General features: G+C 69.8%; 18 protein-coding genes. 4 read left to right on the forward strand and 14 right to left on the reverse strand.

The window, feature by feature from the left end:
- Window positions 1-98 precede the first annotated feature (98 nt).
- Window positions 99-3,326, forward strand: coding sequence for a carbamoyl-phosphate synthase large subunit (carB, locus tag I3V78_RS20490; protein WP_204490147.1), 3,228 nt, complete (start codon window positions 99-101; stop codon window positions 3,324-3,326).
- Window positions 3,327-3,338: 12 nt separating this feature from the next.
- Here the strand turns inward: carB and I3V78_RS20495 are convergent, their stop codons facing one another.
- The 3 genes from I3V78_RS20495 to I3V78_RS20505 are packed head-to-tail and all read right to left on the reverse strand — an operon-like array spanning window position 3,339 to window position 5,657.
- Window positions 3,339-3,689, reverse strand: coding sequence for a hypothetical protein (locus I3V78_RS20495; protein WP_204490148.1), 351 nt, complete (start codon window positions 3,687-3,689; stop codon window positions 3,339-3,341).
- The gene (locus I3V78_RS20500) at window positions 3,686-4,258 is read right to left on the reverse strand and encodes a hypothetical protein (RefSeq protein WP_204490149.1); all 573 of its coding nucleotides are present in this window, start codon (window positions 4,256-4,258) and stop codon (window positions 3,686-3,688) included. The genes I3V78_RS20495 and I3V78_RS20500 overlap by 4 nt, the downstream gene beginning before the upstream one ends.
- Window positions 4,259-4,271: 13 nt before the next feature.
- On the reverse strand, window positions 4,272-5,657 hold the full coding sequence (locus I3V78_RS20505) for an aldehyde dehydrogenase family protein (protein ID WP_204490150.1): 1,386 nt from the start codon (window positions 5,655-5,657) through the stop codon (window positions 4,272-4,274).
- Window positions 5,658-5,771: 114 nt separating this feature from the next.
- On the opposite strand from I3V78_RS20505, the gene dacB reads away from it, so the two are divergent.
- Window positions 5,772-7,277 carry a D-alanyl-D-alanine carboxypeptidase/D-alanyl-D-alanine endopeptidase gene (gene dacB / locus I3V78_RS20510; protein ID WP_204490151.1) on the forward strand — a complete coding sequence of 502 codons (1,506 nt, stop codon included), beginning with the start codon at window positions 5,772-5,774 and terminating at the stop codon, window positions 7,275-7,277.
- 23 nt (window positions 7,278-7,300) lie between these two features.
- On the opposite strand, the gene I3V78_RS20515 is transcribed toward dacB, so the two are convergent.
- Both I3V78_RS20515 and I3V78_RS20520 read right to left on the reverse strand, forming a co-directional pair.
- Window positions 7,301-9,529: a glycoside hydrolase family 3 N-terminal domain-containing protein gene (locus I3V78_RS20515; RefSeq protein WP_204490152.1), complete on the reverse strand. Its 2,229-nt coding sequence runs from the start codon at window positions 9,527-9,529 to the stop codon at window positions 7,301-7,303.
- A gap of 70 nt (window positions 9,530-9,599) precedes the next feature.
- On the reverse strand, window positions 9,600-10,520 hold the full coding sequence (locus tag I3V78_RS20520) for a hypothetical protein (RefSeq protein ID WP_204490153.1): 921 nt from the start codon (window positions 10,518-10,520) through the stop codon (window positions 9,600-9,602).
- Between the two features lie 315 nt (window positions 10,521-10,835).
- Between I3V78_RS20520 and I3V78_RS20525 the strand changes: the two genes are divergently transcribed.
- Complete coding sequence (locus tag I3V78_RS20525) at window positions 10,836-11,297, forward strand: hypothetical protein (RefSeq protein ID WP_204490154.1); 462 nt, start codon at window positions 10,836-10,838, stop codon at window positions 11,295-11,297.
- 1 nt (window position 11,298) lies between these two features.
- Here I3V78_RS20525 and I3V78_RS20530 read toward each other — a convergent pair whose 3' ends face one another.
- Together I3V78_RS20530 and I3V78_RS20535 are read right to left on the reverse strand one after the other, a co-directional pair.
- Entirely contained in the window at window positions 11,299-11,817 is a 519-nt protein-coding gene (locus tag I3V78_RS20530) for a P-loop nucleotide/nucleoside kinase family protein (RefSeq protein WP_204490155.1), read from the reverse strand.
- 91 nt (window positions 11,818-11,908) lie between these two features.
- On the reverse strand, window positions 11,909-13,456 hold the full coding sequence (locus tag I3V78_RS20535) for a M4 family metallopeptidase (protein WP_204490156.1): 1,548 nt from the start codon (window positions 13,454-13,456) through the stop codon (window positions 11,909-11,911).
- Window positions 13,457-13,742: 286 nt separating this feature from the next.
- On the opposite strand from I3V78_RS20535, the gene I3V78_RS20540 reads away from it, so the two are divergent.
- Entirely contained in the window at window positions 13,743-14,714 is a 972-nt protein-coding gene (locus I3V78_RS20540) for a hypothetical protein (protein WP_204490157.1), read from the forward strand.
- A gap of 37 nt (window positions 14,715-14,751) precedes the next feature.
- On the opposite strand, the gene I3V78_RS20545 is transcribed toward I3V78_RS20540, so the two are convergent.
- The 7 genes from I3V78_RS20545 to argC form a co-directional block, all read right to left on the reverse strand.
- Window positions 14,752-15,192 (reverse strand): SMI1/KNR4 family protein, encoded by a 441-nt coding sequence (locus I3V78_RS20545; RefSeq protein ID WP_204490158.1) that lies wholly within the window; start codon window positions 15,190-15,192, stop codon window positions 14,752-14,754.
- A gap of 19 nt (window positions 15,193-15,211) precedes the next feature.
- Window positions 15,212-16,594, reverse strand: a complete 1,383-nt coding sequence (gene sitA5 / locus I3V78_RS20550; RefSeq protein WP_476756490.1) for a SitA5 family polymorphic toxin — start codon at window positions 16,592-16,594, stop codon at window positions 15,212-15,214.
- Between the two features lie 333 nt (window positions 16,595-16,927).
- Window positions 16,928-17,830: an ornithine carbamoyltransferase gene (argF, locus tag I3V78_RS20555; protein WP_338023686.1), complete on the reverse strand. Its 903-nt coding sequence runs from the start codon at window positions 17,828-17,830 to the stop codon at window positions 16,928-16,930.
- Complete coding sequence (gene argH, locus I3V78_RS20560; protein ID WP_204490160.1) at window positions 17,827-19,272, reverse strand: argininosuccinate lyase; 1,446 nt, start codon at window positions 19,270-19,272, stop codon at window positions 17,827-17,829. Before argH ends, argF begins: the two co-directional genes overlap by 4 nt.
- Window positions 19,269-19,745, reverse strand: a complete 477-nt coding sequence (argR, locus tag I3V78_RS20565) for an arginine repressor (RefSeq protein ID WP_204496725.1) — start codon at window positions 19,743-19,745, stop codon at window positions 19,269-19,271. The genes argH and argR overlap by 4 nt, the downstream gene beginning before the upstream one ends.
- A gap of 30 nt (window positions 19,746-19,775) precedes the next feature.
- Entirely contained in the window at window positions 19,776-21,851 is a 2,076-nt protein-coding gene (gene argJ / locus I3V78_RS20570) for a bifunctional glutamate N-acetyltransferase/amino-acid acetyltransferase ArgJ (protein ID WP_204490161.1), read from the reverse strand.
- Complete coding sequence (gene argC / locus I3V78_RS20575; RefSeq protein ID WP_204490162.1) at window positions 21,848-22,912, reverse strand: N-acetyl-gamma-glutamyl-phosphate reductase; 1,065 nt, start codon at window positions 22,910-22,912, stop codon at window positions 21,848-21,850. The genes argJ and argC overlap by 4 nt, the downstream gene beginning before the upstream one ends.
- Window positions 22,913-23,052 lie beyond the last annotated feature (140 nt).

Genomic DNA, 23,052 nt, shown 5'->3' on the forward strand with positions numbered 1-23,052 from the left:
AAAAACGGGGAGCGAGCCTACCAGAGACCCGTCCAAACAAGCCCGGGCTTCACACGGATCGTGCAAGCGCGGGTGAACGTGCTATGGGCCCCCCCTCGATGCCTAAGCGAAATGATATCCGGAAGGTTCTCGTCATTGGCTCGGGCCCGATCGTCATCGGGCAGGCGTGCGAGTTCGACTACTCAGGGACCCAGGCCATCAAGGCGCTGCGGGAGGAGGGCGTCGAGGTCGTCCTGCTCAACAGCAACCCGGCCACGGTGATGACGGACCCCGAGTTCGCCCACCGCACGTACATCGAGCCCATCACCGTCGAGGTCGCCGAGCGGATTCTCGCCCAGGAGCGTCCCGACTCGGTGCTGCCCACCATGGGCGGACAGACGGCGCTCAACCTCGCCAAGGCACTCGCCGAGCAGGGCATCCTGGAGAAGTACGGCGTGCGGCTCATCGGCGCGTCCCTGGAGGCCATCAACAAGGCCGAGGACCGCCAGCTCTTCAAGGCCGCCATGCAGCGCATCGGCGTGGCCCTGCCGGACAGCGGCTACGCCACCAACCTCGACGAGGCGTTCGCCATCGGCGAGAAGATTGGCTTTCCCGCCATCATCCGGCCCTCGTTCACCCTGGGCGGCACCGGCGGCGGCATCGCCTACAACCGCGAGGAGTTCGAGGCCATCTGCCGCTCGGGCCTCAAGGCGAGCCCCAACTCCACCATCCTCGTCGAGGAGAGCGTGCTCGGCTGGAAGGAGTACGAGCTGGAGGTGGTGCGCGACTCGGCGGACAACGTCATCATCGTCTGCTCCATCGAGAACCTGGACCCCATGGGCGTGCACACCGGGGACTCCATCACCGTGGCCCCCGCCCAGACGCTCACCGACCGCGAGTACCAGCGGCTGCGCGAGGCGTCCCTGCGCATCATCCGGGAGATCGGCGTCGACACGGGCGGCAGCAACATCCAGTTCGGCGTCAACCCGCGCGACGGGCGCATCGTGGTCATCGAGATGAACCCGCGCGTGTCGCGCTCCAGCGCGCTCGCCTCCAAGGCCACCGGCTACCCCATCGCCAAGATCGCCGCGAAGCTGGCCCTGGGCTACACGCTGGACGAGCTGCGCAATGACATCACCCGCGACACCCCCGCCTCCTTCGAGCCCACGCTCGACTACGTGGTGGTGAAGGTGCCGCGCTTCAACTTCGAGAAGTTCCCCCACGCCGACCGCACCCTCACCACCAGCATGCGCGCGGTGGGCGAGGTGATGGCCATCGGCCGCACGTTCCGCGAGGCCTACCTCAAGGCCATGCGCTCCATGGAGTCGGGCAACACGGGCATGGAGTCGCCCGAGCTGCCCGCGGACAAGGACGCGCGGCGCAAGGTGCTGCGCGACTACCTGCGCGTGCCCCGGCCCGAGCGCCAGCTCTACGTGGTCCAGGCCTTTCGCGAGGGCATGAGCGTGGAGGACGTCTTCGAGCTGTCCTCCATCGATCCCTGGTTCCTGCGCCACATCCAGGCGCTGGTGCAGGAGTCGCAGCAGCTCCAGGCCCACGGCGGCCTGGACGCGGTGCCGAGCGCCGCCCTGCGCGCGGCCAAGGCGGACGGGTTCTCGGACAAGTACCTCGCCCGGCTGTTCGGGTGCACCGAGGACGAGGTGCGCGCGCGCCGGCACGCCCAGGGCATCCGCCCCGTCTTCAAGCGCGTGGACACCTGCGCCGCCGAGTTCGAGGCCTACACGCCCTACCTCTACTCCACCTACGAGGAAGAGGACGAGGCGCCGCCCACCTCGCGCCAGAAGGTGCTCATCCTCGGCAGCGGCCCCATCCGCATCGGTCAGGGCATCGAGTTCGACTACTGCTGCGTGCACGCCGCCTTCGCGCTGCGCTCGGCGGGGTACGAGACGGTGATGGTCAACTGCAACCCGGAGACGGTGTCCACGGACTACGACACGTCGGACCGGCTGTACTTCGAGCCGCTCACCATCGAGGACGTGCTCGAGGTGTCCCAGCGTGAGAAGCCCGTGGGCGCCATCGTCCAGTTCGGCGGCCAGACGCCCCTGCGCCTGTCCGTGCCGCTGGAGAAGGCGGGCCTGCCCATCCTCGGCACGCCCCCGGACGCCATTGACCGGGCGGAGGATCGCGAGCGCTTCGCCCAGCTCATCGAGAAGCTCGGCCTCACCCAGCCGGAGAACGGCGTGGCGCGCAGCCACGAGGAGGCCTACGGCGTGGCCGAGCGCATCGGCTACCCCGTCATGGTGCGCCCGTCCTACGTGCTCGGCGGTCGGGCCATGGAGGTCGTCTACGACCAGGTGAGCCTGGAGCGCTACATGCGCGAGGCGGTGAGCGCGTCGCCCGAGCACCCGGTCCTCATCGACCGCTTCCTCAAGGAGGCCATCGAGGTGGACCTGGACCTGGTGGCCGACCGCACCGGCGCGGTGCTGGTGGGCGGCGTGCTGGAACACGTCGAGGAGGCGGGCGTGCACTCGGGTGACGCGGCGTGCACGCTGCCCCCGCACTCGCTGTCCCCGGACCTGGTCGAGCGCATGAAGGATCAGGCCATCGCCCTGGCGCGCGAGCTGGGCGTGGTGGGCCTGATGAACGTGCAGTTCGCCATCCAGGGAAAGACCATCTACGTGCTGGAGGTGAACCCGCGCGCGAGCCGCACGGTGCCGTTCATCTCCAAGGCCACGGGCATGCCGCTGGCGAAGATCGCGTCCCTGTGCATGGTGGGCAAGACGCTCGCGGAGCTGGGCGCCACGCGGGAGCCCGAGTTCCGCCACGTGGCCGTTAAAGAATCCGTCTTCCCGTTCGCGCGCTTCGCCGGCGTGGACGTCATCCTCGGCCCGGAGATGAAGTCCACGGGCGAGGTGATGGGCATCGCGGACGACTTCCCGGCTGCCTTCGCCAAGAGCCAGCAAGCCGCGGGCGTGAAGATGCCCAAGAGCGGCAAGGTCTTCATCTCCGTGCGCAACGACGACAAGCCCGCGGTGGTGGACCTGGCGCGGCGCCTGCGCTCGCTCGGCTTCAAGCTCGTGGCCACGGGCGGCACGCACCAGTACCTGGCCACCAAGGGCATCGAGACGGAGAAGGTGCTCAAGGTGGCCGAGGGCCGGCCGCACATCGTGGACAAGATCGTGGACGGGCAGATCGTCCTCGTCATCAACACGACCTTCGGCAAGCAGGAGATCGCCGACAGCTTCCCCATCCGCCGCGAGGCGCTGATGCACAGCGTGCCGTACTTCACCACGGTGCAGGCGGCGCGCATGGCCGTGGGCGCCATGGAGTCGCTGATGCGCCAGGAGCAGACCGTCAAGCCGCTCCAGGACTACCTCGGGGTGAAGTAGCCGCGCGCCGGTTCAATCGGCCCGGACGGGGTGGCGGACGAACTCCGCCCCGTCCGTGGCCAGGAACTGGTCCAAGAGGCGGATGATCTCCGCCAGCGTCCGGTCGAGGTCGTCTCCGTTCGCGTGAAGGATCTGCTTGGCCCACCACTCCGGGCGGTCTCGCCACTCGGGGTGGCGCTCGTAGAGCCACTCCCGAAAGTGTTTGTACTGACCTGGAAGGCCCGCGTCGCCACGACCATTCTCGTAGCCCATCATGTAGAGGTGGAGATGATCGAGGGTGAAATCAGGCGAGAACATCCCTGGGCGCTCGCACATGTGGCGCATGCGCTCGAACAGACTCCCCGCACGCAGAGTGGGGCTCACGGCAGTCGCTCCAGCGTTTGCACGGAAATACCGCCAGGGGCTGGTGTGTACAGGCGCTTCAGGTACTCCGTCGCGGCGAGACCGGTGGGTCCTGTCATGGCGTCGTAGATACGGCCTTCTATCTGGACAGCGAAATGCAAGGAGTTGTCGGAGATACGAATCGTACTGCCTGGCGCACCTGCCCGCCGTTCGAAGGCAATGAAGTCGTCCCCCCACTCGGACACAGTCGTGTTGAACCGAACGTAGGAAGGTTTCATCCCAAGCCGCTTGAATCCCTCGAACACGTCGCGCGCGACCTGGATGCAGGGCCCCGCCCTTTGATTCGCGGGACTGAACGCGGCTTGAAAGGACAGGAGCCACTGGGGCGCGTTCTTCCCCGTCTCCAGCTCCCACAGGCTGACGGCGCCGACCACGTCTCCTCGGCCCAGGGCCGCCAGCATCCGTGCGCGCAGCGAGTCCGGCAGTTGCAGCACGGAATGCACCACGTGCCGCGCCGGTCCTGTCGCGGGTGCGGCGAGGACCGGCGCCGTGCCGAGTGCGGAGACCAGGAGCCACGCCCGGAGGCTCACGGTCGCCTCCAGGTCAGAACGTCAGCCGGAAGTGGATGGACTTGGGACGGGTGAGCTGGTCGAAGCCGAGCGCGCTCAAGCTGTGGCCCCGGCCCGAGTTCTTCACGCCAATCCACGGCAGCGCCGGGTCCACCGAGTCGCAGCGGTTCATGTACACCGTGCCGAACTCGAGCTGGGTGGCGAAGCGCGCCGCGCGCTCGCGATCCTTCGTCCAGACGCTCGCCGTCAGGCCCAGGTCCGAGTTGTTCATCCGCGCCAGCGCCTCCTCGTCCGAGTCCACCACGGCGATGGGCAGGAGCGGCCCGAAGGACTCCTGCCTCATCAGCGCCATCGTGTCGTCCAGGTCCGTGAGCAGCGTGGCCTCGAAGAAGCGGCCCTTGCCGTCCACCTGCGCGCGCTTGCCTCCCGCCACCACACGCGCCCCCTTGCTCCGGGCGTCCTCCACCAGCCGCTCCAGCTCCGCCGGGTGGTTGGGCTGGGCGATGGGCCCCAGCGACGTCTTGTCGCTCAGCGGATCGCCCAGCACATACGCCCGCACCAGCGCCTCGCACGCCTCGGTGAAGCGCGAATAGAGCGAGCGGTGCACGTACACGCGCTCCACCGCGCAGCAGCTCTGGCCCGCGTTGTAGATGGCGCCATCCACCACGTTCTCCACCGTCTTGTCGAAGTCACAGTCCGGCGCCACGTAGGCCGGATCGTTGCCGCCCAGCTCCAGGCCCATGTGCCGGAAGCGGCCGGAGCCCGCGTTCGTGAGCCGCTGGCCGCCGTACACCGAGCCGGTGAACACCACATGGTCCACCCGCGCGTCGCCCACCATGCGCTCGCTCGTGGGGTGATCGCAGTGCATCGCCTGCACGAGGTTCGCCGGCGCACCGGCCTCGGAGAAGGCGCGCGCGAAGTGCTCGCCGCACAGGGGCGAGCGGGGCGAGTGCTTCACCACGACGGCGTTGCCCGCCAGCACCGCCGGCACCACCACGTTCACCGCCGTGAGCAGCGGGTAGTTCCACGCCGGCAGGTCCAACACCACGCCCAGCGGCTCCTTGACGATCCGCCGCTCGAAGCCCGCCTTGGCCGGCAGCACCACGTCCGCCAGCGCGCTGTCGGCGATGGAGATCATGTACCGGGCGCGCTCGGCCATGCCGCGAATCTCGCCCTTGGCCTGGGCCAAGGGCTTGCCCATCATCCGGCTGATGTCGAGCGCGATGTCGTCCGCGCGCGCTTCCATGGCGGCGACCATGCGCTCGCACCAGGCCTTGCGCTCGGACAGGGACGTCGCGCGCGCGGCCCGGGCGGCGGCGCGCGCCTGATCGAGCACGGTATTGACGGCCGCCTCGTCCGCCAGCGGCACGGAACAGGCGACGTCGCCAGTGAAGGGATTGTCGACGGTCAGGGTGGTCATGGCGTGCCACCGTAGTGCGCACGCCACCCCGGGCCCAAGGGGGCGCCACCCCCGCGCCCGCCGTGCGTTCGCTCCTGGACGGCTGGAGAGCCGGGACGTTACGGTGCCCCCCCCATGCGCCGTTCCCCGTTCGCGACGCTCCTGCTCGCCGCCCTCGTGCTGCCGGCCTGTCTTCCCCGCTCGGCCCGCCCGTCCTCGCCGTCCCTGACCTCCGTGGCGGACGCGCTGCTCGCGGGCGTGGAGGGGGAGGGCGCCCTGTCCGGGGCCATCGTCCTGGACGCCGCGACGGGCTTTCCCCTGTACGCCCGCCACGAGCACGTGCGGCTCCTGCCCGCCTCCACGATGAAGGTGGTGTCCACCTCCGCCGCCCTGTCCGCGCTCGGCCCGGACTTCCGCTTCCATACCCCGGTGTGGCTCCAGGGCTCCGTGGCGGGCAACCTCTTCCTGGGGGAGCTCGTGGTGGAGGCCTCGGGAGACCCCTCCCTGGGCTCCTGGCGCTTTCCGGAGACGGCCCAGGCCTGTGAACAGCTCGCCGATGCGCTCGTGGCCCGGGGCATCCGCCAGTGGTTCGGCCCCCTGCGCATCACCCACGCGGACGAGGGGCCCTACGGGGGCCTCTACGGTCCGGGCTGGGCCTGGGACGATGCCGCCTACGCCTTCGGGGCCGCGCCCACGCGCTTCGCCTTCCGCGAGAACGTGGCGGAGTTGTCCGTGAAGCGCGCCGAGGGCCAGGACTGCGCCGCGCCCGTGCCCCAGCCCCTGGAGGTGCGCTACTCGCCGCCCCTCGACACCTCCACCACCGCCATCTTCCTGGACCCCGCGGCCTCGCGGGCCGGCCTGGGCTGCACCCGCGAGCGGGGCACCGGGCGCACGCGGTGCGTGTGGCGCTCGACGCCGGGGCAGTGCCCCCCGCGCGCCTCCACCCGCGTGTCCGTGGAGGCACCCGAAGCCCTGTTCACCGCGTGCCTGGAAGACGCGCTCACCGCGCGGGGCGTCTGGCGTGTGGCCACGCCCTTCCTGCCGCCGACGGCGACGCCCACCCCCTCCTCGCCGCGCGAGCTGTTGCTGGACTTCGTCAGTCCGCCCCTGTCCGAGCTGGTGAAGGTGACGAACAAGGAGTCGCTCAACCTCTACGCGGAGCGGCTGGGCCTGCGCTTCACGCTCGAGCGCATGGGCACCGAGAGCTACACCGCGCTGCGCGAGGCCTTCACCCAGGAGCTGCACCGCCGGGGCATCGCCCCGCGCCTGTTGCGACCCGTGGATGGCAGCGGCCTGTCCCGCTACAACGTGGCCAGCGCGCGCGGACTCGCGGAGGTGCTGGCCACGAGCCTCCGGGAGCCCTACGCGAACGCGCTGCTGGAGAGCCTGCCCGTGGCGGGTGTGGACGGAACGCTCGCGGGCAGCGCCGGGGCGACCATCAAGGGCCTCGTGCGCGCGAAGACGGGCACGCTCTCGGGCCAGAAGGCCTACGTGGGCATCGCCGAGCGGCCCCATGACACCGAGCATCCGCGGGTCGTCTTCGCCCTGATGCTCGGCAACATGGACGAGCAGCCCGCGCTCACGACGGCGCAGATCTTCGAGCGCTTCGCCGAGGCGCTGGTGGCCGCCCCCCTGAAGTGAGGGACGGCCCCCCGGCGAGGCGGCTACTCCAGCGTGAGTGACGCCTGCTGGGTGGCCTCGGCGCTGTCCCCCACCCAGAAGTCATAGCGGGTGCCCGGCTCCACCACGCGCTCGGAGCGGGCGTTGATGAAGGAGAGCTGCTCGAAGCCCAGGGTGAACTCCACCTCGCGCGACTCGCCCGGCGCGAGCGGGACACGCTGGAAGCCCACGAGCTGGCGCACGGGCTGCGCGAGGCTCGCGCCGAGGACCCGCAGGTAGAGCTGCGCCACCGCCGTGCCGGGCACCCGGCCCGTGTTGCCCACCCGGGCCTTCACGCGCAGCACGTCCGCGTTCCCCGCCTGGAGCGCGCTCGCCCGGAGCGACGAGGCGCTCGGCGCGGGTGGGGTGAAGTCGAAGGTGGTGTACGAGAGCCCGTGGCCGAAGGGGTAGAGCGGCGTGTTGCGCTCGTCGATGTAGCGCGACACGTACTTCTCCGCCGGGTTGGCGGGCGGCCGCGTGAGGTCCGTCTGGTTCGCCGGGCGTCCGGTGTTGAGGTGGTTGTAGTAGAGGGGCACCTGGCCGAGGCTGCGCGGGAAGGTGACGGGGAGCCGGGCGCTGAAGTTCACGTCGCCCCAGAGCAGGTTGGCCAGGGCGTTGCCAGCCTCGATGCCGGGCTGCCACGCCTGGACGATGGCCTTCGCATGCACCCGGGCCTCGGTGAGCGCCAGCGCGCGGCCGGAGAAGACCACGAGGACCACGGGCTTGCCCGTCGCCGCCAGGGCCGCGAGCAGCTGGAGCTGGTTGCCGGGCAGGTCCAGGCGCGTGCGGGACGCGGCCTCGCCGCTCATGGTGGCGTCCTCACCCAGCGCGGCGATCACCACGTCCGATGCGGCCGCGGCCGCCACGGCCTCCTGGAAGCCCGAGGTGTCCGCCGACACCACGTCCGTACCCTTCGCGTAGCGCAGGGTGCCCGCGCCGTTCTTCACCCGCTGCTCGAAGGCGGCCCGCAGCGTCACCGCGTCCCGGGCCTCGCCCTTGGCGATCCACGCGCCGAGCATGTCGGCGGGCGCGTCCGCCAGCGGCCCCACCAGGGCGATCGTCCGGCCCGAGGCGGGCAGGGGGAGCACGCCGTCCGGGTTCTCCAGCAGCACACAGGTGGCCTCGGCGGTCTTGCGCGCCAGCTCCCGCTTCTCCGGCGTCGCCACGTAGGCGGGCGCCTGCTCGTCCGCGTACGGGTGCTCGAACAGCCCGAGCGCGAACTTCACGCGCAGCACCCGGCGCACGGCCTCGTCCACCACGGCCCCGTCGAGCCGCCCCTCGCGCACGAGCCGGGGCACCTCGGGCCCGTAGAGGTGGGCCTCCATGTCCATCTCCACGCCGGCGGCCAGCGCCTTGTGCGCGGCGGACGGGCCATCCAGGGCGACGCCGTGGTTTTTCAGCTCGCCCACGGCGCCCCAATCGCTCACCACGAAGCCGTTGAAGCCCCACTCCTTCCGCAGGAGGTCGGTCATCAGGTAGGCGTTGGCGGTGGCGGGCATGCCGTTGAGCGTGTTGAAGGCGCTCATGAAGGTGGCGGCACCCTCGTCCACGGTGGCCTGGAAGGGCGGCAGGTACACCTGTCGCAGGCTCGCGTCGGACATGTCCACGGTGTTGTACTCGCGGCCCGCCTCCGCGCCGCCATAGGCGGCGAAGTGCTTCACGCTGGCGGCCACCGACGTGGGCTTCGACAGGGACTCGCCCTGATAGCCGCGCACATAGGCCCGCGCCATGGCGACCCCGAGGAAGGTGTCCTCGCCCGCGCTCTCGGACACGCGGCCCCAGCGCGCGTCCCGCGCGATGTCCACCATGGGCGAGAAGGCCCAGCGCAGACCGTCCGCCGCGGCCTCCTCCGCCGACAGCCGGATGGCGCGCTCCACCAGGGCGGGATCGAAGCTCGCGGCCATGGCCAGGGGAATGGGCAGGGTGGTGCGGTGGCCGTGAATCACATCGAAGCCGAACAGCAGGGGAATCTTGAGGCGGCTCTCCTCGACGGCCAGGCGCTGGTAGCGGTTGGTCTCCCGGGCGCCCACCACGTTGAGCAGCGAGCCCGCCGCGCCCGCGCGCACCAGCGTGTCGTAGTCATCGCGGCCGGTGCCGGGGCCCGTGGGCGTTCCCACGGAGTACTGCGCGAGCTGTCCCGCCTTCTCCTCGAGCGTCATCCGCGCGAGCAGCGCCTCGACCCGGTCGTGAATGTCCTTCCCGGCGAGCTGCTGATTCCCCCTGCGTGCGTCCATTCCGTGGCTCCCTCGTGCCGTGGTGATGGCGCGGCAGCGTAGCCAAACCGCACGGAGAGGCCGGGTTTTTTCAGAAGGCGCCCATGCCCACCACGCCGAAGGTGTGCCGTTTGTTCTCCTGCGCGCCGACGAACAGTCCCGACAGCACCGGGCCCGTGCGCAGCGTGGCGGTGGCCTGCAGGTGCGAGCGCGCCGTCTCCCACTGGCGGCTGAGCACGGTGCGCACACTGAAGCGATCGCGCTGCACGCCCGTCTCCAGCACCGTCCACACATGCGGCTCGGCCCGGCTGGAGTGAATGCCGACGCACAATTCCAGCCAGGACACCCGGCCGCGCAGGTTCGCCCAGCGCGTGTCGAGCAGCACGCCCTCGGCCGTGCGCGTGGCCGCGCCGCCCACCTCGATCTGGTTGACCGATGCATACCGCAAGGACAGCTCCGGCAGCCGCACGCGGACCGCGATGTCGCCACGGGCGTTCTGGAACCGGGGCTCGGAGTGCAGCTGGAAGGACATCTTCAAGCGGCCCTTGAACATGCTGGTGTTGACCAGGGTGGGAATGCCCAGGCCCGTCACCGGCGCGGTGCCGTACTGGTAGAGCAGGCCGAGCGCCGCCACGCTCGCGGAGATGATCGCCGTGCGCTTGGACACGTGCAGGTACTCGAGCGCCGAGGTGAGGCCGCGCTGCAGCGGGCTGTCCGCGTGGCTCAGCCGGGGCCCCAGGTCGCGCACCCGGACCTGCTCGCCCTCGGGGCCCAGCTCCAACAAGGAGGCGATGTGCCGTCCCGCCGGGATGTCCGACAGGGTCACGTCCCGGGCGGGCTGCGCGAGCGTGTTCAAGCCATCCCGTTGCTCGTGACCTCCCGCCGGAATGAAGGCCCAGGCCCTCGCGCGCACGGCGAGGGCGAGCGAGGGCGCGGTGAAGCCTCCCGAGAAGCCGCGGTTCGAATCCGTGAAGGCGAAGAGCAACTCCTCGAACGCCGGCCGCTCCAACATGCTCACAGGGGGAGCGACCGGACGCTGAACCTCCGCTTCCTTCTTCTCCGCTGGGGGGGCAAGCGAGCGGTGGAGCTCCAGATCCTGGGCCCTGGACGAACCCGCCCAGAGTGACGCGGCCATCAACACCGCCCAGGTTGAGGAATACCGGCCCATTGAGCCAAAGGTGGTCAGACCTCCGCCTGCCAGCAAGCAGCATCCGGCGGTTGGGTTGTTCCGAAACCGACGAAGGAAAAGGGCGGCCTGCCTGCCTGCCCATCCCTGTCAGGATTCCACCGGCGAGCCCGTCCAGCGGAGCCCGTGGTGGAGGAAGCCATGTTCTCGTTTCAGTGTGAATGGGTGGGCGCGCGGGAAGGGCCGGAGCGCTCGGGCCTCGAGTTGGGCCACATGACCTTCTCCGGGCCCGGCGGTGAGTGCACCACGCGGGGCGAGTCGCGGCGGGCCATGATGATGGGGCCGTCGCTCGCCACGCTCCTGGGCGCGGTGGAGGGCGTCCTGACGACACGCCAGGCGGGCGGTCACTTCACCGCGGTGGCCTCGTCGTTCGAGGTGTTCTTCCAGCGCGTCCGGCACGGGGCCCTCGAGCTTCGCGGCCAGGGACGCGTCGTGGGGCCGGTCGACGCCGCCGAGCTGCACGCCGCCCTCGTCTCCGGCCTCGAGGCGTTCCTGCCCCGAGGCGGTCAGGAGCTCGCCGATGACGCGGGCCGGGAAGACCTGCTGCACGTGCTGCCCCGCTTCCAGCGCCTGGAGATCGCGGGACGGCGCTCGCGCCGCTGAGCTACCGCTCGCCCCGAAGCGTCTCCGCGTCATGGTGCACGACGCGGAAGCCCTCCGCCTCCGTGGGGGGCACGTAGTACCGGGCCGCCTCGAACAGGACGGCCTCGTCCACCTCGAACCAGAAGCGGCCCTCGGGGCGCTCGGCGTTGCGCTGGCGCAGCCGCTCGAGGCACAGCGCCTCCGGGGCGTCGATCACGTGCAGCACGTGCGCGGCGCCCAGGGGGGCGAAGAGGCCGCGCACCCAGGCGCGGTCGTGCGGCGTGTTCCCGGCGAAATCGAGCACCAGGGACGTCCCCACGCGGAGGATCTCCCGCGCGTGCGGCCCCATCAGCTTGCGGCAGCGGTAGGACTGGCGCACGTAGTCGCGCAGCGTCCGCACCTCGCCGCCCAGCAGGGCAATCCACTGGTCCTCGCACAGGTGCACCGCGGGCAGCTCCCGGGCGAGCCGCCGCGCGAGCGTGGTCTTTCCCGAGGCCACCTTGCCCGCGATGAAGTGCAGCACCGGCCGTTCAGGGCTCATGCGTCCCGTCATGCCACGGGGGCGGGAAACAAAAAAAGGGCCGGCGCCTCTCCCGCGAGGACACCGGCCCCCTCCACCCCTGGAGAAAAGCTCAGTTCACGCTGACGCCGGACCAAGCGGCGGCCACCGCCTTGTGCTGGGCGCTGCCATCGCCGAAGAGATCCTTGGCCGCGCTGAGCGTGGCGGTGCGGGCCCCGGCGTACTTGGTGCTGGACGTCATGTACGTGGTGAGGGCGCGGTACCAGATCTTCTCCGCCGCCGAGCGGCCGATGCCGGTGAGCGTGGTGTTGTTGCAGGTGGAGCTCCCCGAGGAGCCCTCGGCCAGCAGGTAGAAGAAGTGGTTGCCCACGCCGCTGGAGTGGTGCACGTCCAGCCCCGCCACGGCGCTGCTCCAGCAGTTGGCCGACTTGCCGTCCTTGCTGGGGTTGGCCATGTAGCGCAGCGCATCCCCGGACGTCTTGGGCGTGTAGATCTTCTCGCCGATGAGGTAGTCGCCGGGGTCGCTCGCGCTGGCGGCGTAGAACTCCACCATGGAGCCGAAGATGTCGCTCGTCGCCTCGTTGAGGCCGCCGGACTCACCCGAGTACACGAGGCGCGCGGTGCGACTCGTCACGCCGTGGGTCATCTCGTGGCCCGCCACGTCGATGGCCGTCAGCGGGGAGAACGTCGTGCCGTCGCCATCGCCATACGTCATGCAGAAGCAGCTGTCGGTCCAGAAGGCGTTGTTGTACTTGCTGCCGTAGTGCACGCGGTTGAAGCCCGTGCCCCCCGCGCCGTCGATGCCGTTGCGGCCATGGACGTTCTTGAAATAGTCATACGTCTTCTGGATGCCGTAGTGGGCATCCACGCCCGCCGAGGCCGCGCTCGTGCTCGTGCCGTTGCCGAAGGAGCTGGTGGTGCTGGTGAAGATGCCGCCGCCGCTCTGCGAGCCGCCCATGTCGAGTGTGTAGAAGCCCTTGCCGCGCGAGGGATCCCGCAGCTCGTAGCCCGACGAGGTGCTGTTGATCGCGATGGACACCGCGCCCACGTAGAGCGAGTTGCCCGTGCCGTTGGCGGCGGCGGTCTCGATCTCGTCGGACGTCTCGAGCACCGCGCCCGTCAGCGCGTGCACCACCACGTGCAGCGCGCTCGGCGTGCCGTCCGCCTTGGTCCCCTCGAGCACCACCTCGAAGGCGGGCGTGGGCTTGCCCTCGCGCGCGAAGATGACCAGTTCCACCGAGGCCGCCGCGCCATTGCGCACGCCCTGGAAGACGCGCTCGGCCAGGTCCGCGGCGGCGGCGGGGTCGAGCAGGGGCGTCACGCTCAGCCCCGCCAGGCTCTCCGTGCTGGCGCTGGACAGGGCGCGCAGGCTGCCCTGGGCGTCCTGGTGCGAGACGAAGTCCCCGCCGAGCACCCGCAGGCCCTGGTAGGTCCTGTCGAAGCGCACGTGGGTGTCACCGTTGTCATCCACGATGACCCCGCGCGCCACGAACTCCTCGCCCTGCTGGATCTTGCCCCGCAGCGCCTGATGCGCCTGGGCGACCATGCTGGCACCCTCGAACGTGTCGAGCTCGGTGGACGAGTTGACCGGGTTGGAAGCCGCACCGCCACAGCCCACGAGAGTCAGGGTCGTCAGGGACGCCAACAGCTTGCGAGACATACGTTCGCTCCAGGAGGAAAGGACAACGAGGCGGCCGTCTGTCTATCAATCCACGAGAACCAAGTAAACAATGATTCCCTGAAATAACGGAATAACGTGTATCGCGGAATTTTGCATGCCGAGCGTCCCGTGCACGGCGCGGGCGGGCTCGATGGTTGGGGCCCATAACGGACGGCGCGCACGGACGTCAGAGGTTCTTAAGAATCACTCCCTAGTTTGGGCATACGGCGTCAGGGCCCGGATGGCGTCGTGATGTGGCGTGTCTGTCCATTGAGGAGTGCTCGACATGAAGCTCAAGGCCCGATTCATCACCCTGGCGTTGCTGGCGGCGGGTTGCAGTGAGGGAACGACGGCGGAGGACGCCGCGACGGATCTCACGGTGACGGCCGCGGAGGTGGTCGCCGACGCGCAGGACACCGAGATTCCCCTGGCGGAGGCCCTGCGCGCGGCGTCCGCGATCCGGCCCCACTCCTGGAGGGGCGAGGCGAGCCAGTGCGACACGACGCCCGAGACGACCGTGGGCACGGTGTGCGGACAGGAGTTCCCGGCCTCCGAGCAGTTCGCCTGGAGCGACTGCGCCGTCACCAAGGGCCGGGGCGGCCCCGGCAAGCCCCCGGGCAAGGGCGGCGAGGCCCGAGGCGACCGGGGCGAGAAGGGCCCAAAGGAAGCCTCGGCGGTGACATCCTCGGGCTCGCTCAACGTCACCACCACGGAGGAGCCGATCGGCGAATGCGGTGACTCGCCGCGGCTGCGTATCCAGCGCGACTCCGTCCACGCCCTCCAGCACACCCGCGCGGATGGCACCACCACGGTGCACTCCGGCACCGTCTCCACCGTGACCGAGGGCGCGCGGGGTGACGACCTCCGCTCGCGCACGAGCACCTTCGACACCACGCGCACCCGGACGGATGCCGAGGGCACCGTGGTGGACAGCCACCACGTGACGGGCAGCCTCCAGGTGGCGTTCGATGGCACGGGCGAGACGGACACGCACACGAGCCAGGGCACGTTGACGCTCACCCAGGAGGATGGCGCGAGCACGACGGTGACCCTGACGGGCGTGGTGCGGGTGCCGCCCTCCACGTGCGCCTGGCCCATCGCGGGCTCCATCCAGCGCGAGGGCGCGGACGGGACGCATGTCCTGAGCTTCGGGCCCGAGTGCGGCGAGGCCACCCTGGACGGCGCCGCCGTCACGCTGCCCGAGCGGCCGAGCCACCCGCGCGGCGGCAAGGGCGCTCCGCCCAAGACGCGGCGCTAGGGCACCGCACCCAGGTAGGACTCCCACGCGCCCTGCCTCAGTCGTCGTGTAACCCCGCCAGGAGTTCCTCGAAACTCCTGGCGACGGGATGAACGGTCATGTCCACCGTCACCAAAACAACTCCAGGGGTCGAACTGGAGTTGTTGTAGTCGAAACACAGGTACTCGCCGCCGGACGTCTTTCCAAACGGATAAAGTCCCGGGGCGACATGAGGGCGGAGAAGATTGTAGGACTCGCGAATGGAGTAACTCGCGCGCTCCGCCTCATGGGTGATTGTCAATAGAACAGCGAAGACGTTGGCGCCTCGGCCCACCCTGAAAACACAAGGGCAAGGAGCCTGCCCCTGATGAGAAACGATGACCCGCTTGTACTCCTCGGGCAATGTGATTCCCCATGTCTTCTCGAGAGGCTCCAGCTCGGAAGGCGAAAGGGGGCGCGAATCCTTCCAGACGAAATTCTCCCAGCGGATATCGGCCATTCGTGTCTCCTGGTACGTGTCAGTAACCGCCACCCCAGATGGCCATGCCCCCAGTATGTGGCTTCGCGAGGTCATGAGCACTGTCGGTGATGAGTTGCATCCGGCCAACATCTTGGTGGTGATGCCAGGTGTATCCAGGGGGCGGCTTCCGGCTCGTGGGGAGCGAAGCGACTTCTTCCAAGGACAACCCCAAGCGCCTCGCCAACCCAGAATCGACCTGGAGCGCCTCGTGGAGTTGTTTGTTGGCGGCTCGGAAGTGCATGTCCGCACGACTGCTTCCGATATGGCTGTTATCGAGGAGTGTTTCAAAACGGGTCTGGAACTCCGCGAAGCCGTCTTCATCGAAACGGACGGTGTCCTTGCCGTTCGTGAGAGTCTTGCCTGCCCGATTCCGACCCAGATTGACGATGGGGTCCGGTGGACTGCGGGTTCCCTTGTACGGAAGAACATAACCGTCTTCCGTCAACCTCGGCTTTCGCCATTCCTCGGTCCGCGTTGGCCGACCTGGACGAGCGTTCATTTCCCCGGACTGCGAGTCGGCATCGCCGTGGACGCCCCGCGTGGCCATGTACGCCACTGGAGCCGTCAACGTTAAAGTGATTCCAGGCCGAGCGACCAGGACCGTGCTGAGTTCGCTCGTCACTCGCGCCAGGTTCAATCCCGTTTCAGACTTCAACCATTGCGCCGCGTACCCGAATCCAGGCAGTCCTGGTCCTTTCATGGTCATCTGGCTGCCCCAGCCTATTGCCGCTGTCGCCACCATGACCAACACCTGTCCGACCCGGACGCCGATGATCTGGCCGTAGTGTTCCCCCGCGGCTCGCAGCTCGCTGAAGCTACGTGCTCTCAATGCATCGGCCTTGAGCTGTCTGTACCCTTCCACGAGACTGACAAGGGTGTCCGCCCCCAGGTATGCCAGGAGAACACCTGTCATCGACACCGCGATCAGTTTCGAGGTGGGCTCTGGAAGCAGGAGCAGTCCCAGGTACAGAGAGAGCGAGGTAAAGATCGCGGCCCTGAGTTGATCCGGGTCTATAGAGGCTTTCACCGCCGCCTCGACGCCTGGCCAAAGATTCTCGAACGCGAGCATCAGAGCCATGTCCGTCCGCTCGTCCTCGTCCAGATGTAAATCCATGCTCAAAAGGGACAGGCAATCCGCGCCACGTCCCCTCTGTGTGCACCATTGCTGGTAGTCATGCGCCACCATGTCCGGATTCTTTCGTGCATCCGGTGGGGCCCAATGAAGGGACAATCTCGTCAGAATTGGGGCCGGGGCTCTCGGTAATTCGGCCGCCAAACGGCTCATGGCCTGCGCGAACCGCGCCTGACTCACCGGAACGGGAGGACGCTGCTTCAAGGGAGAATGCGCTACCATCCACCCCGATGGCCCTTCCCGTATCACGAGTGCAGGAGCATGGGTGGACTCACAGACCTCGTCTTGGGTGGTCCGCGGTTCCCCGACTCTCAGCCGACCCCGATTGGAAGAACAAGCACATGCCATGAGCAGCCCGCACAGCAAGAGCCATGTGCAAGGCCTCGGCATGGACGGCATCGAAAAACCCGGACAGCGCAGTCTTCCTGTGTCCTTCGACTCCGTCGATGCCGTTTGGATTGTCAAAGGGCTCTTTCGCTCTTGCTCGTGCAGGCAGTGCACGTACTCGGCAGGATTGAGAGCCTCACGCCAGTCGTCATGACGGGTGAGGCCCTCGTCTCCCTTGACGGACTGACCTACCGCTCAGCCGAGGATGAGCTTCTCCAGCAGGGCCTTCTGCACGTGCATGCGGTTCTCCGCCTCGTCCCAGACGGCCGACTGGGGGCCGTCCAGCACGCCCGCGGAGATCTCCTCGCCGCGGTGCGCCGGCAGGCAGTGCAGCACGATGGCCCCGGGCTTCGCCTTGGCCAGCAGCGCCTCGTCGAGCTGGAAGCCGCCCAGGTCCTTCATGCGCCGGGCGGACTCGGCCTCCTGGCCCATGCTCGTCCACACGTCCGTCACCACCACGTCCGCGCCCGCCACGGCCTCGACCGGGTCCGCCGTCACGTGCACGCGGCCCCCGGCCTCGGCCAGCAGCGCCGCCGCCGGGCGGTAGCCCTCGGGACAGCCCAGGCGCAGCTGGAAGCCGAAGAAGCACGTGGCCTCCACGAACGAGCGGCCCATGTTGCTCGCGCAGTCGCCCAGGAAGGCCACCGTCTTGCCCTTCACGCCGCCCAGCCGCTCCTCCACGGTGAACAGGTCCGCGAGGATCTGCACCGGGTGGCCGCCCTCGGACAGGCCGTTGATGACGGGCACCGTCGAGGCCTTGGCGAAGGCGTTGAGCCGGTCATCCCCGAAGGTGCGGAACATCACGCAGTCCGCGTAGCCGGAGATGACCCGCGAGGTGTCCTCGATCGTCTCGCCGCGGGCGATCTGGCTGCTGGCCGAGGACAGCGTCGTCACCGTGCCGCCCAGCTGGTACATGGCCGCCTCGAAGGACAGGTGCGTGCGCGTCGAGGCCTTCTCGAACACCAGCACCAGGTGGCGGCCGGCGAGCGTCGTCACCACGTCCTTGCGCTTGCGGCTGGCCTTGAGGGCGTGCGCGCGGTCGAAGAGGGCACGGTAGTCGGCCTCGGTCATGTCCGAGAGGGTGAGGAAGTGCTTCACAGGGCTGCCTCCTGCAGTGCGTCGAAGAGGGACGCGAGACGGGGGATGGAGTGTGCCATCTCCCGCGCCCGCGCCGCGTGGGTCTTGAGCTCCACCAACTGCTTCTCCACCGAGCCGGGGCCGGTGCCGCCCGCGTTGGCCTTGCGCTCCACGGCGAGCCGGGGGTCGGCGCTCTTGAGCACGTCCGCGTCGAAGCGGGGGTCCACCGACTGGGCCAGCTCCAGCGTCACCTGGGACAGGGGCAGGCCCTTCTCCTGGCACGCGCGCACGAGCGCCCCGGTGGCCTTGTACGCCGTGCGGAAGGGGATGCCCTTCATCGCCAGCGCCTCGGCCACGTCCGTGGCCTGCATGTAGTCCGACTCCACCGCGGCCAGGCACCGCGCCCGGTCGAAGTGCACCTTGCCGAGCGCCAGGTGCAGCATGGACAGCACGCTCGTGAGCATCGGGCCCGTCTCCAAGAGCACCTGCCGATCCTCCTGCAGGTCGCGGTTGTAGCCGCCCGGCAGGCCCTTCACGAGCACCGCCAGGTTGGTGAGGTTGCCCACCGCGCGCCCGGCCTTGCCGCGGATCAGCTCGAAGACGTCCGGGTTGCGCTTCTGCGGCATCATGCTGGAGCCGCAGGCGATCTCCCCGTCCAGCTTCACGAAGCCGAACTCGGGCGAGGCGAAGTCGAAGAAGTCCGTGGCCACGCGGCTCGCGTGCAAGAGCGAGCGCATGGCCGCGTAGGTGAAGTCCAGGGCGAAGTCCCGGTCTCCCACGGTGTCCAGGCCGTTGGTGGTGATGCGGGAGAAGCGCAGCAGCTCGCGCGTCACCTCGCGGTCGATGGGCAGCGACGTGCCACCGATGGCGCCCACGCCCAGGGGCAACACGTCCGCGCCCCCCAGCACGAAGCCCAGCGCGTCCACGTCCCGGCTGAACATGGCCGCGTAGCCACACAGCTGGTAGGCGAGGGTGATGGGCTGCGCGCGCTGGCGGTGGGTGTAGGAGGGCAGGAGCGTGGTGCGCTCGGCCTCGGCGCGGGTGATGAGCCCGTCGATGAGCGTGGCCAGCGCCTCGAGCGTCTGGGCCACCTTCTCGCGCACGTGCAGGCGCAGGTCGAGCGCCACCTGATCGTTGCGCGAGCGCGCCGTGTGCAGGAGGCCCGCGCGCTCGCCAAGCACGCGCGTGAGCTCCGCCTCCACGGCCATGTGCACGTCCTCCTCGTCGGCGAGCACGAGCGTGCCCGCCTGGGCGGCCTTCCAGATGGCCACGAGCTGGCCCCGCAGGGCGCGCGCGTCCTCCGAGGGGATGAGGCGGGTGCGCGACAGCATGGTGAGGTGGGCGAGGCTGCCGACCAGGTCCTCCTTGAGGAGGGCGCGGTCGAGCGCCAGCGAGCTGGTGAACGCCAGCACCTCGGGGTGGAGGCCAGTGCCGCCAGAGGCCTCCGTCTTGGCAATCGTCACGGCGAGTCTTCCTTTCCGAAGAAGGCTTTCAACTTCCGGTTCAGCGTGCGGGTGGAGTGGCCCCGGGTGGGCGCCACGAAAATGGTGTCGTCTCCGGCGAGGGTGCCCAGGCACTCGGGCAGGCGCGCATGGTCGATGGCCGACGCCACCACGGGCGCGGAGCCCGGGCGGGTGCGCACCACCACCAGCATCTCGTTGTCCCCCAGCGAGAGGATGAGCTCCCCGAGCTCCAGGAGCCGGGCCTCGCCCTCGGGGGGAGGGGCGTCGGCGAGGCCATAGACGGTGCCGCCCTCGGGCAGGGACACGCGCATGGCGCCCAGCTGCGCCAGGTCGCGCGAGAGCGTGGCCTGCGTCACGTCGAAGCCCTCGCGCGTGAGCAACTGGCCCAGCTCCTCCTGGGTGCCCACCGCGTGCGCGCGGATGATGCGCCGGATGGCCTCCTGGCGCGCCGCCTTGTCCCCGTTGTTGCGCATTGGACTCACGTTGCAGGCCCCCGGCGTGCGTCAGGCGGTGACGAGCGTGCCCACGCCCTTGTCGGTGAAGAGCTCGGCGATGAGGCTGTGGGGCACGCGCCCGTCGATGACGTGCACGCGCTCCACGCCGCCGCCAATGGCCTTGATGGCCATGCGCGCGCGCGTGCGCATGCTGCCCGTGAAGGCCCCCGACTCCAGGCGCTTCTGCAGCTGCGTGGCCGTCAGCTCGCTGAAGAGCTCCTCGCCCTCGAGGATGCCCGGCGCGTCGTGCAGGTAGACGAGCTTGTGGGCCTTGAGCGCCTTGGCCACCTCGGCGGCCACCGCGTCCGAGCCCAGGTCGTACGTGAGGCCGTCCTCGCCCAGGCCCACCGGGGAGATGACGGGCACGTAGCCCTGGCCGAGCAGCATCTCCAGGAACTCGCTGTTGATGCGCGTCACCTCGCCCACGTGCTCCTGCGAGTGCGCGTCGTCCCCGGTCATGCGCCGCGCGCGGATCATCGCCCCGTCCTTGCCGGACAGGCCCACGGCCCGGTCGCCCATGTTGTTGAGCAGGGTGACGAGCTCGGAGTTCACCGAGCCGGAGAGCACCATCTCCACCACCTTGAGGCCCGTGGCGTCGGTGATGAGCGCGCCCTCCTGGCGCAGGCCCAGCTTGTCCAGCGTGCGGGTGAGCTCCGGGCCGCCGCCGTGCACGATGATGGGCTGGAGCCCCGCGGCGCGCAGCAGCTCGATGTCGCGGCAGAAGGCGTGCTTGAGCGACTCCTTCACCATGGCGGCGCCGCCGTAGCGGATGACGCAGCGCTTGCCCCGGAAGCGGGAGATGTAGGAGAGCGACTCGACGAGCAGGGTCGTCTTGAACGCGGGGCTGTAGTTGGCCAGCCGGTTGTCCGTGCCCACGCCGCCGTCCGGCTTGGACACGATGAGCGAGGTGTAGTCCGCGTTGATCTTCACGTAGTCGTACGAGAGATCGCACCCCCAGGCCACGGCCGAGGCCTCGCCCGCGGTGAGGTGCACCTCGATGCGCACCTCGGGCTCGCGCATGCGCGCCTTGAGGTGATCCGTCTCGTAGGGCTTGGGCTCACCCTCGTAGACGCGGATGCCCTGGATGATGACCCGGGCCGGGTAGGGGTCCACCGCGTAGCCCTGGGTGCCGGCGCGCGCGCCCACCGTGGCCAGCACCCGGCCCCAGTTGGGATCCGCGCCGAACACCGCCGCCTTGACGAGCGTGGAGCCCGCCACCGCGCGCGCCAGGTCCTGCGCGATGGCTTGACTGGGCGCTCCGGTGACCTCCACCTCCAGGAGCTTGGTGGCGCCCTCGCCGTCGGCGGCGATCTCCCGCGCCATGTCCTGGCACATCTCCGCGAGCGTGGCGGTGAAGGCCTCGAGCGCGGGGCCCGGCTCGGAGAGGACGGGGTTGCCCGCCCGGCCGTTGGCCAGGGCGTACACGGTGTCGTTGGGGCTCATGTCCCCGTCCACCGTGAGGCTGTTGAAGGAGGCGGACACCGCCTCGCGCAGCGCCCGGGCGAGCGCTGGGGGCGAGATGGCGCAGTCGGTGGTGATGAGGGCGATGACCGTGGCGAGCGACGGGTGCATCATCCCCGAGCCCTTGAAGATGGCGGAGACGGTCACCTCGCGGCCCTCCACGGACAGCGAGCGCCACACCTGCTTGGGTCGCGTGTCCGTGGTCATGATGGCCTCGGCGGCGGCGTCGCCCTCCGGGCGCAGGGCGTCCTTGAGCGGCGCGAGCACCGCGCGCAGCATGGGCACCGGCAACGGGTGGCCGATGACGCCCGTGGAGGCGCAGAGCACGGCGGCGCCCGGCACGCCGAGCACCCGGCCCAGCTCCTCGCGCAGCGTGCGCACGGCCGCGAGGCCCGCGGCGCCGGTGAGCGCGTTGGCGTTGCCCGAGTTGACCAGCACCGCGCGGATGCCGTCCGCGGGCAGGCGGCCCTCGGCGTCCTGCACCGGGGCGGCCCGGGCCTTGTTGGCGGTGAAGCAGCCGGCGGCGGCGCAGGGCGTGTCGCTGTAGACGAGCGCCACGTCCTTGCGCTTGGGCTTGAGGCCGGCGTGCAGTCCGGAGAAGGAGAAGCCGAGCGGCACCCTCACGGCGAGAAGCTCCGCAGCGAGGCCAGGGCCGTCGTCTCCGCCCAGCCCTTCATCAGGTTGAGGTTCTGCACCGCCTGGCCCGCGGCGCCCTTGACCAGGTTGTCGATGGCGGCCGTCACCACCACCCGGCCGGGATCATGCCCGCCCGCGTCCACCGCGAGCGCCACGGCGCAGCGGTTGGTGCCCACCACGCCCTTGAGGCTCACCGCGTCCGGCGAGGTCTCCACGGAGAGGAAGGGACTTGTGGCATAGGCCTCGCGCAGGGCGGCCTGGGCCTGGGCGGCGGTGGCGCCGGGGGCCAGGCGCGCGTAGGCGGTGACGAGGATGCCGCGCTTGAGCGGCAACAGGTGCGCGGTGAAGGTGAGCGGCACCGGGTGGCCCGCCACGCCCGCGAGCGTCTGGGCGATCTCCGGGGTGTGCTGGTGGCGCAGCACCCGGTAGGCGCGGAAGTCCTCGTCCACCTCGCTGAAGCTCAGGTCCTCCGAGCCCTTGCGGCCCGCGCCCGTGGTGCCCGAGGCGGCGTCGAAGATGACCGAGCCCTTCTCCAGCACCCCCGCGCGCAAGAGCGGCGCCACGGCCAGCGCGCACGCGGTGGCGTAGCAGCCCGGGTTGGCCACCAGCCGCGCCTGGGCGATGCGCTCGCGCGAGGACAGCTCCGGCAGGCCGTAGACGGCCTCCTCCAGGAGCGCGGGCGCCGAGTGGGCGAAGTTGTAGAAGGCGGGGTAGGCGGCCGTGTCGCGCAGCCGGAAGGCCCCCGACAGGTCGATGACGCGCACGCCCGCGGCGAGCAGCCCTGGCGCCAGCTCCAGCGACGTCTCGGCGGGCGTGGCCAGCAGCACCACCTCGCACTCGCGCGCCAGCTCCAGGCTCTTGTCCTGGGGCGCGTAGGCCAGGCTCCCCACCGGACCCTGGATGCCCAGGCGCCGGCCCACCGTCTCGCCCTTCCACCGGTCACTCGTCACCAGGCGCAGTTCCACGCGCTCGTGGGCCGCCAGGAGATGGGTCGCCTCGACGCCGGAGTAGCCGGACGCGCCAATGATGCCGATCGCCGCCTTATGCATAGGCGTGCATGACTATTCGTCCCCATGCATAACCGCAAGCGACAAATGCGGTGGGTGTGGGCGGATCGGGAGGGCATCCTCGGACATTCTCCGAAGGCGTCCAGGCCCTCCGCGGGCCCGTGATGCATGGCGCACACAAT

This window comes from Archangium primigenium (genome assembly GCF_016904885.1).
GTDB lineage: Bacteria > Myxococcota > Myxococcia > Myxococcales > Myxococcaceae > Cystobacter > Cystobacter primigenius.

Bases quoted from the DNA above. Each gene is read 5' to 3' on its own strand.
- dacB (WP_204490151.1), top strand. From the start codon at position 5,772: ATGCGCCGTTCCCCGTTCGCGACGCTCCTGCTCGCCGCCCTCGTGCTG.
- I3V78_RS20530 (WP_204490155.1), bottom strand. From the start codon at position 11,817: ATGAGCCCTGAACGGCCGGTGCTGCACTTCATCGCGGGCAAGGTGGCC.
- I3V78_RS20535 (WP_204490156.1), bottom strand. From the start codon at position 13,456: ATGTCTCGCAAGCTGTTGGCGTCCCTGACGACCCTGACTCTCGTGGGC.
- I3V78_RS20540 (WP_204490157.1), top strand. From the start codon at position 13,743: ATGAAGCTCAAGGCCCGATTCATCACCCTGGCGTTGCTGGCGGCGGGT.
- I3V78_RS20545 (WP_204490158.1), bottom strand. From the start codon at position 15,192: ATGGCCGATATCCGCTGGGAGAATTTCGTCTGGAAGGATTCGCGCCCC.
- I3V78_RS20515 (WP_204490152.1), bottom strand. From the start codon at position 9,529: ATGGACGCACGCAGGGGGAATCAGCAGCTCGCCGGGAAGGACATTCAC.
- carB (WP_204490147.1), top strand. From the start codon at position 99: ATGCCTAAGCGAAATGATATCCGGAAGGTTCTCGTCATTGGCTCGGGC.
- I3V78_RS20520 (WP_204490153.1), bottom strand. From the start codon at position 10,520: ATGTTGGAGCGGCCGGCGTTCGAGGAGTTGCTCTTCGCCTTCACGGAT.
- argR (WP_204496725.1), bottom strand. From the start codon at position 19,745: ATGCGCAACAACGGGGACAAGGCGGCGCGCCAGGAGGCCATCCGGCGC.
- I3V78_RS20525 (WP_204490154.1), top strand. From the start codon at position 10,836: ATGTTCTCGTTTCAGTGTGAATGGGTGGGCGCGCGGGAAGGGCCGGAG.
- I3V78_RS20505 (WP_204490150.1), bottom strand. From the start codon at position 5,657: ATGACCACCCTGACCGTCGACAATCCCTTCACTGGCGACGTCGCCTGT.
- argC (WP_204490162.1), bottom strand. From the start codon at position 22,912: ATGCATAAGGCGGCGATCGGCATCATTGGCGCGTCCGGCTACTCCGGC.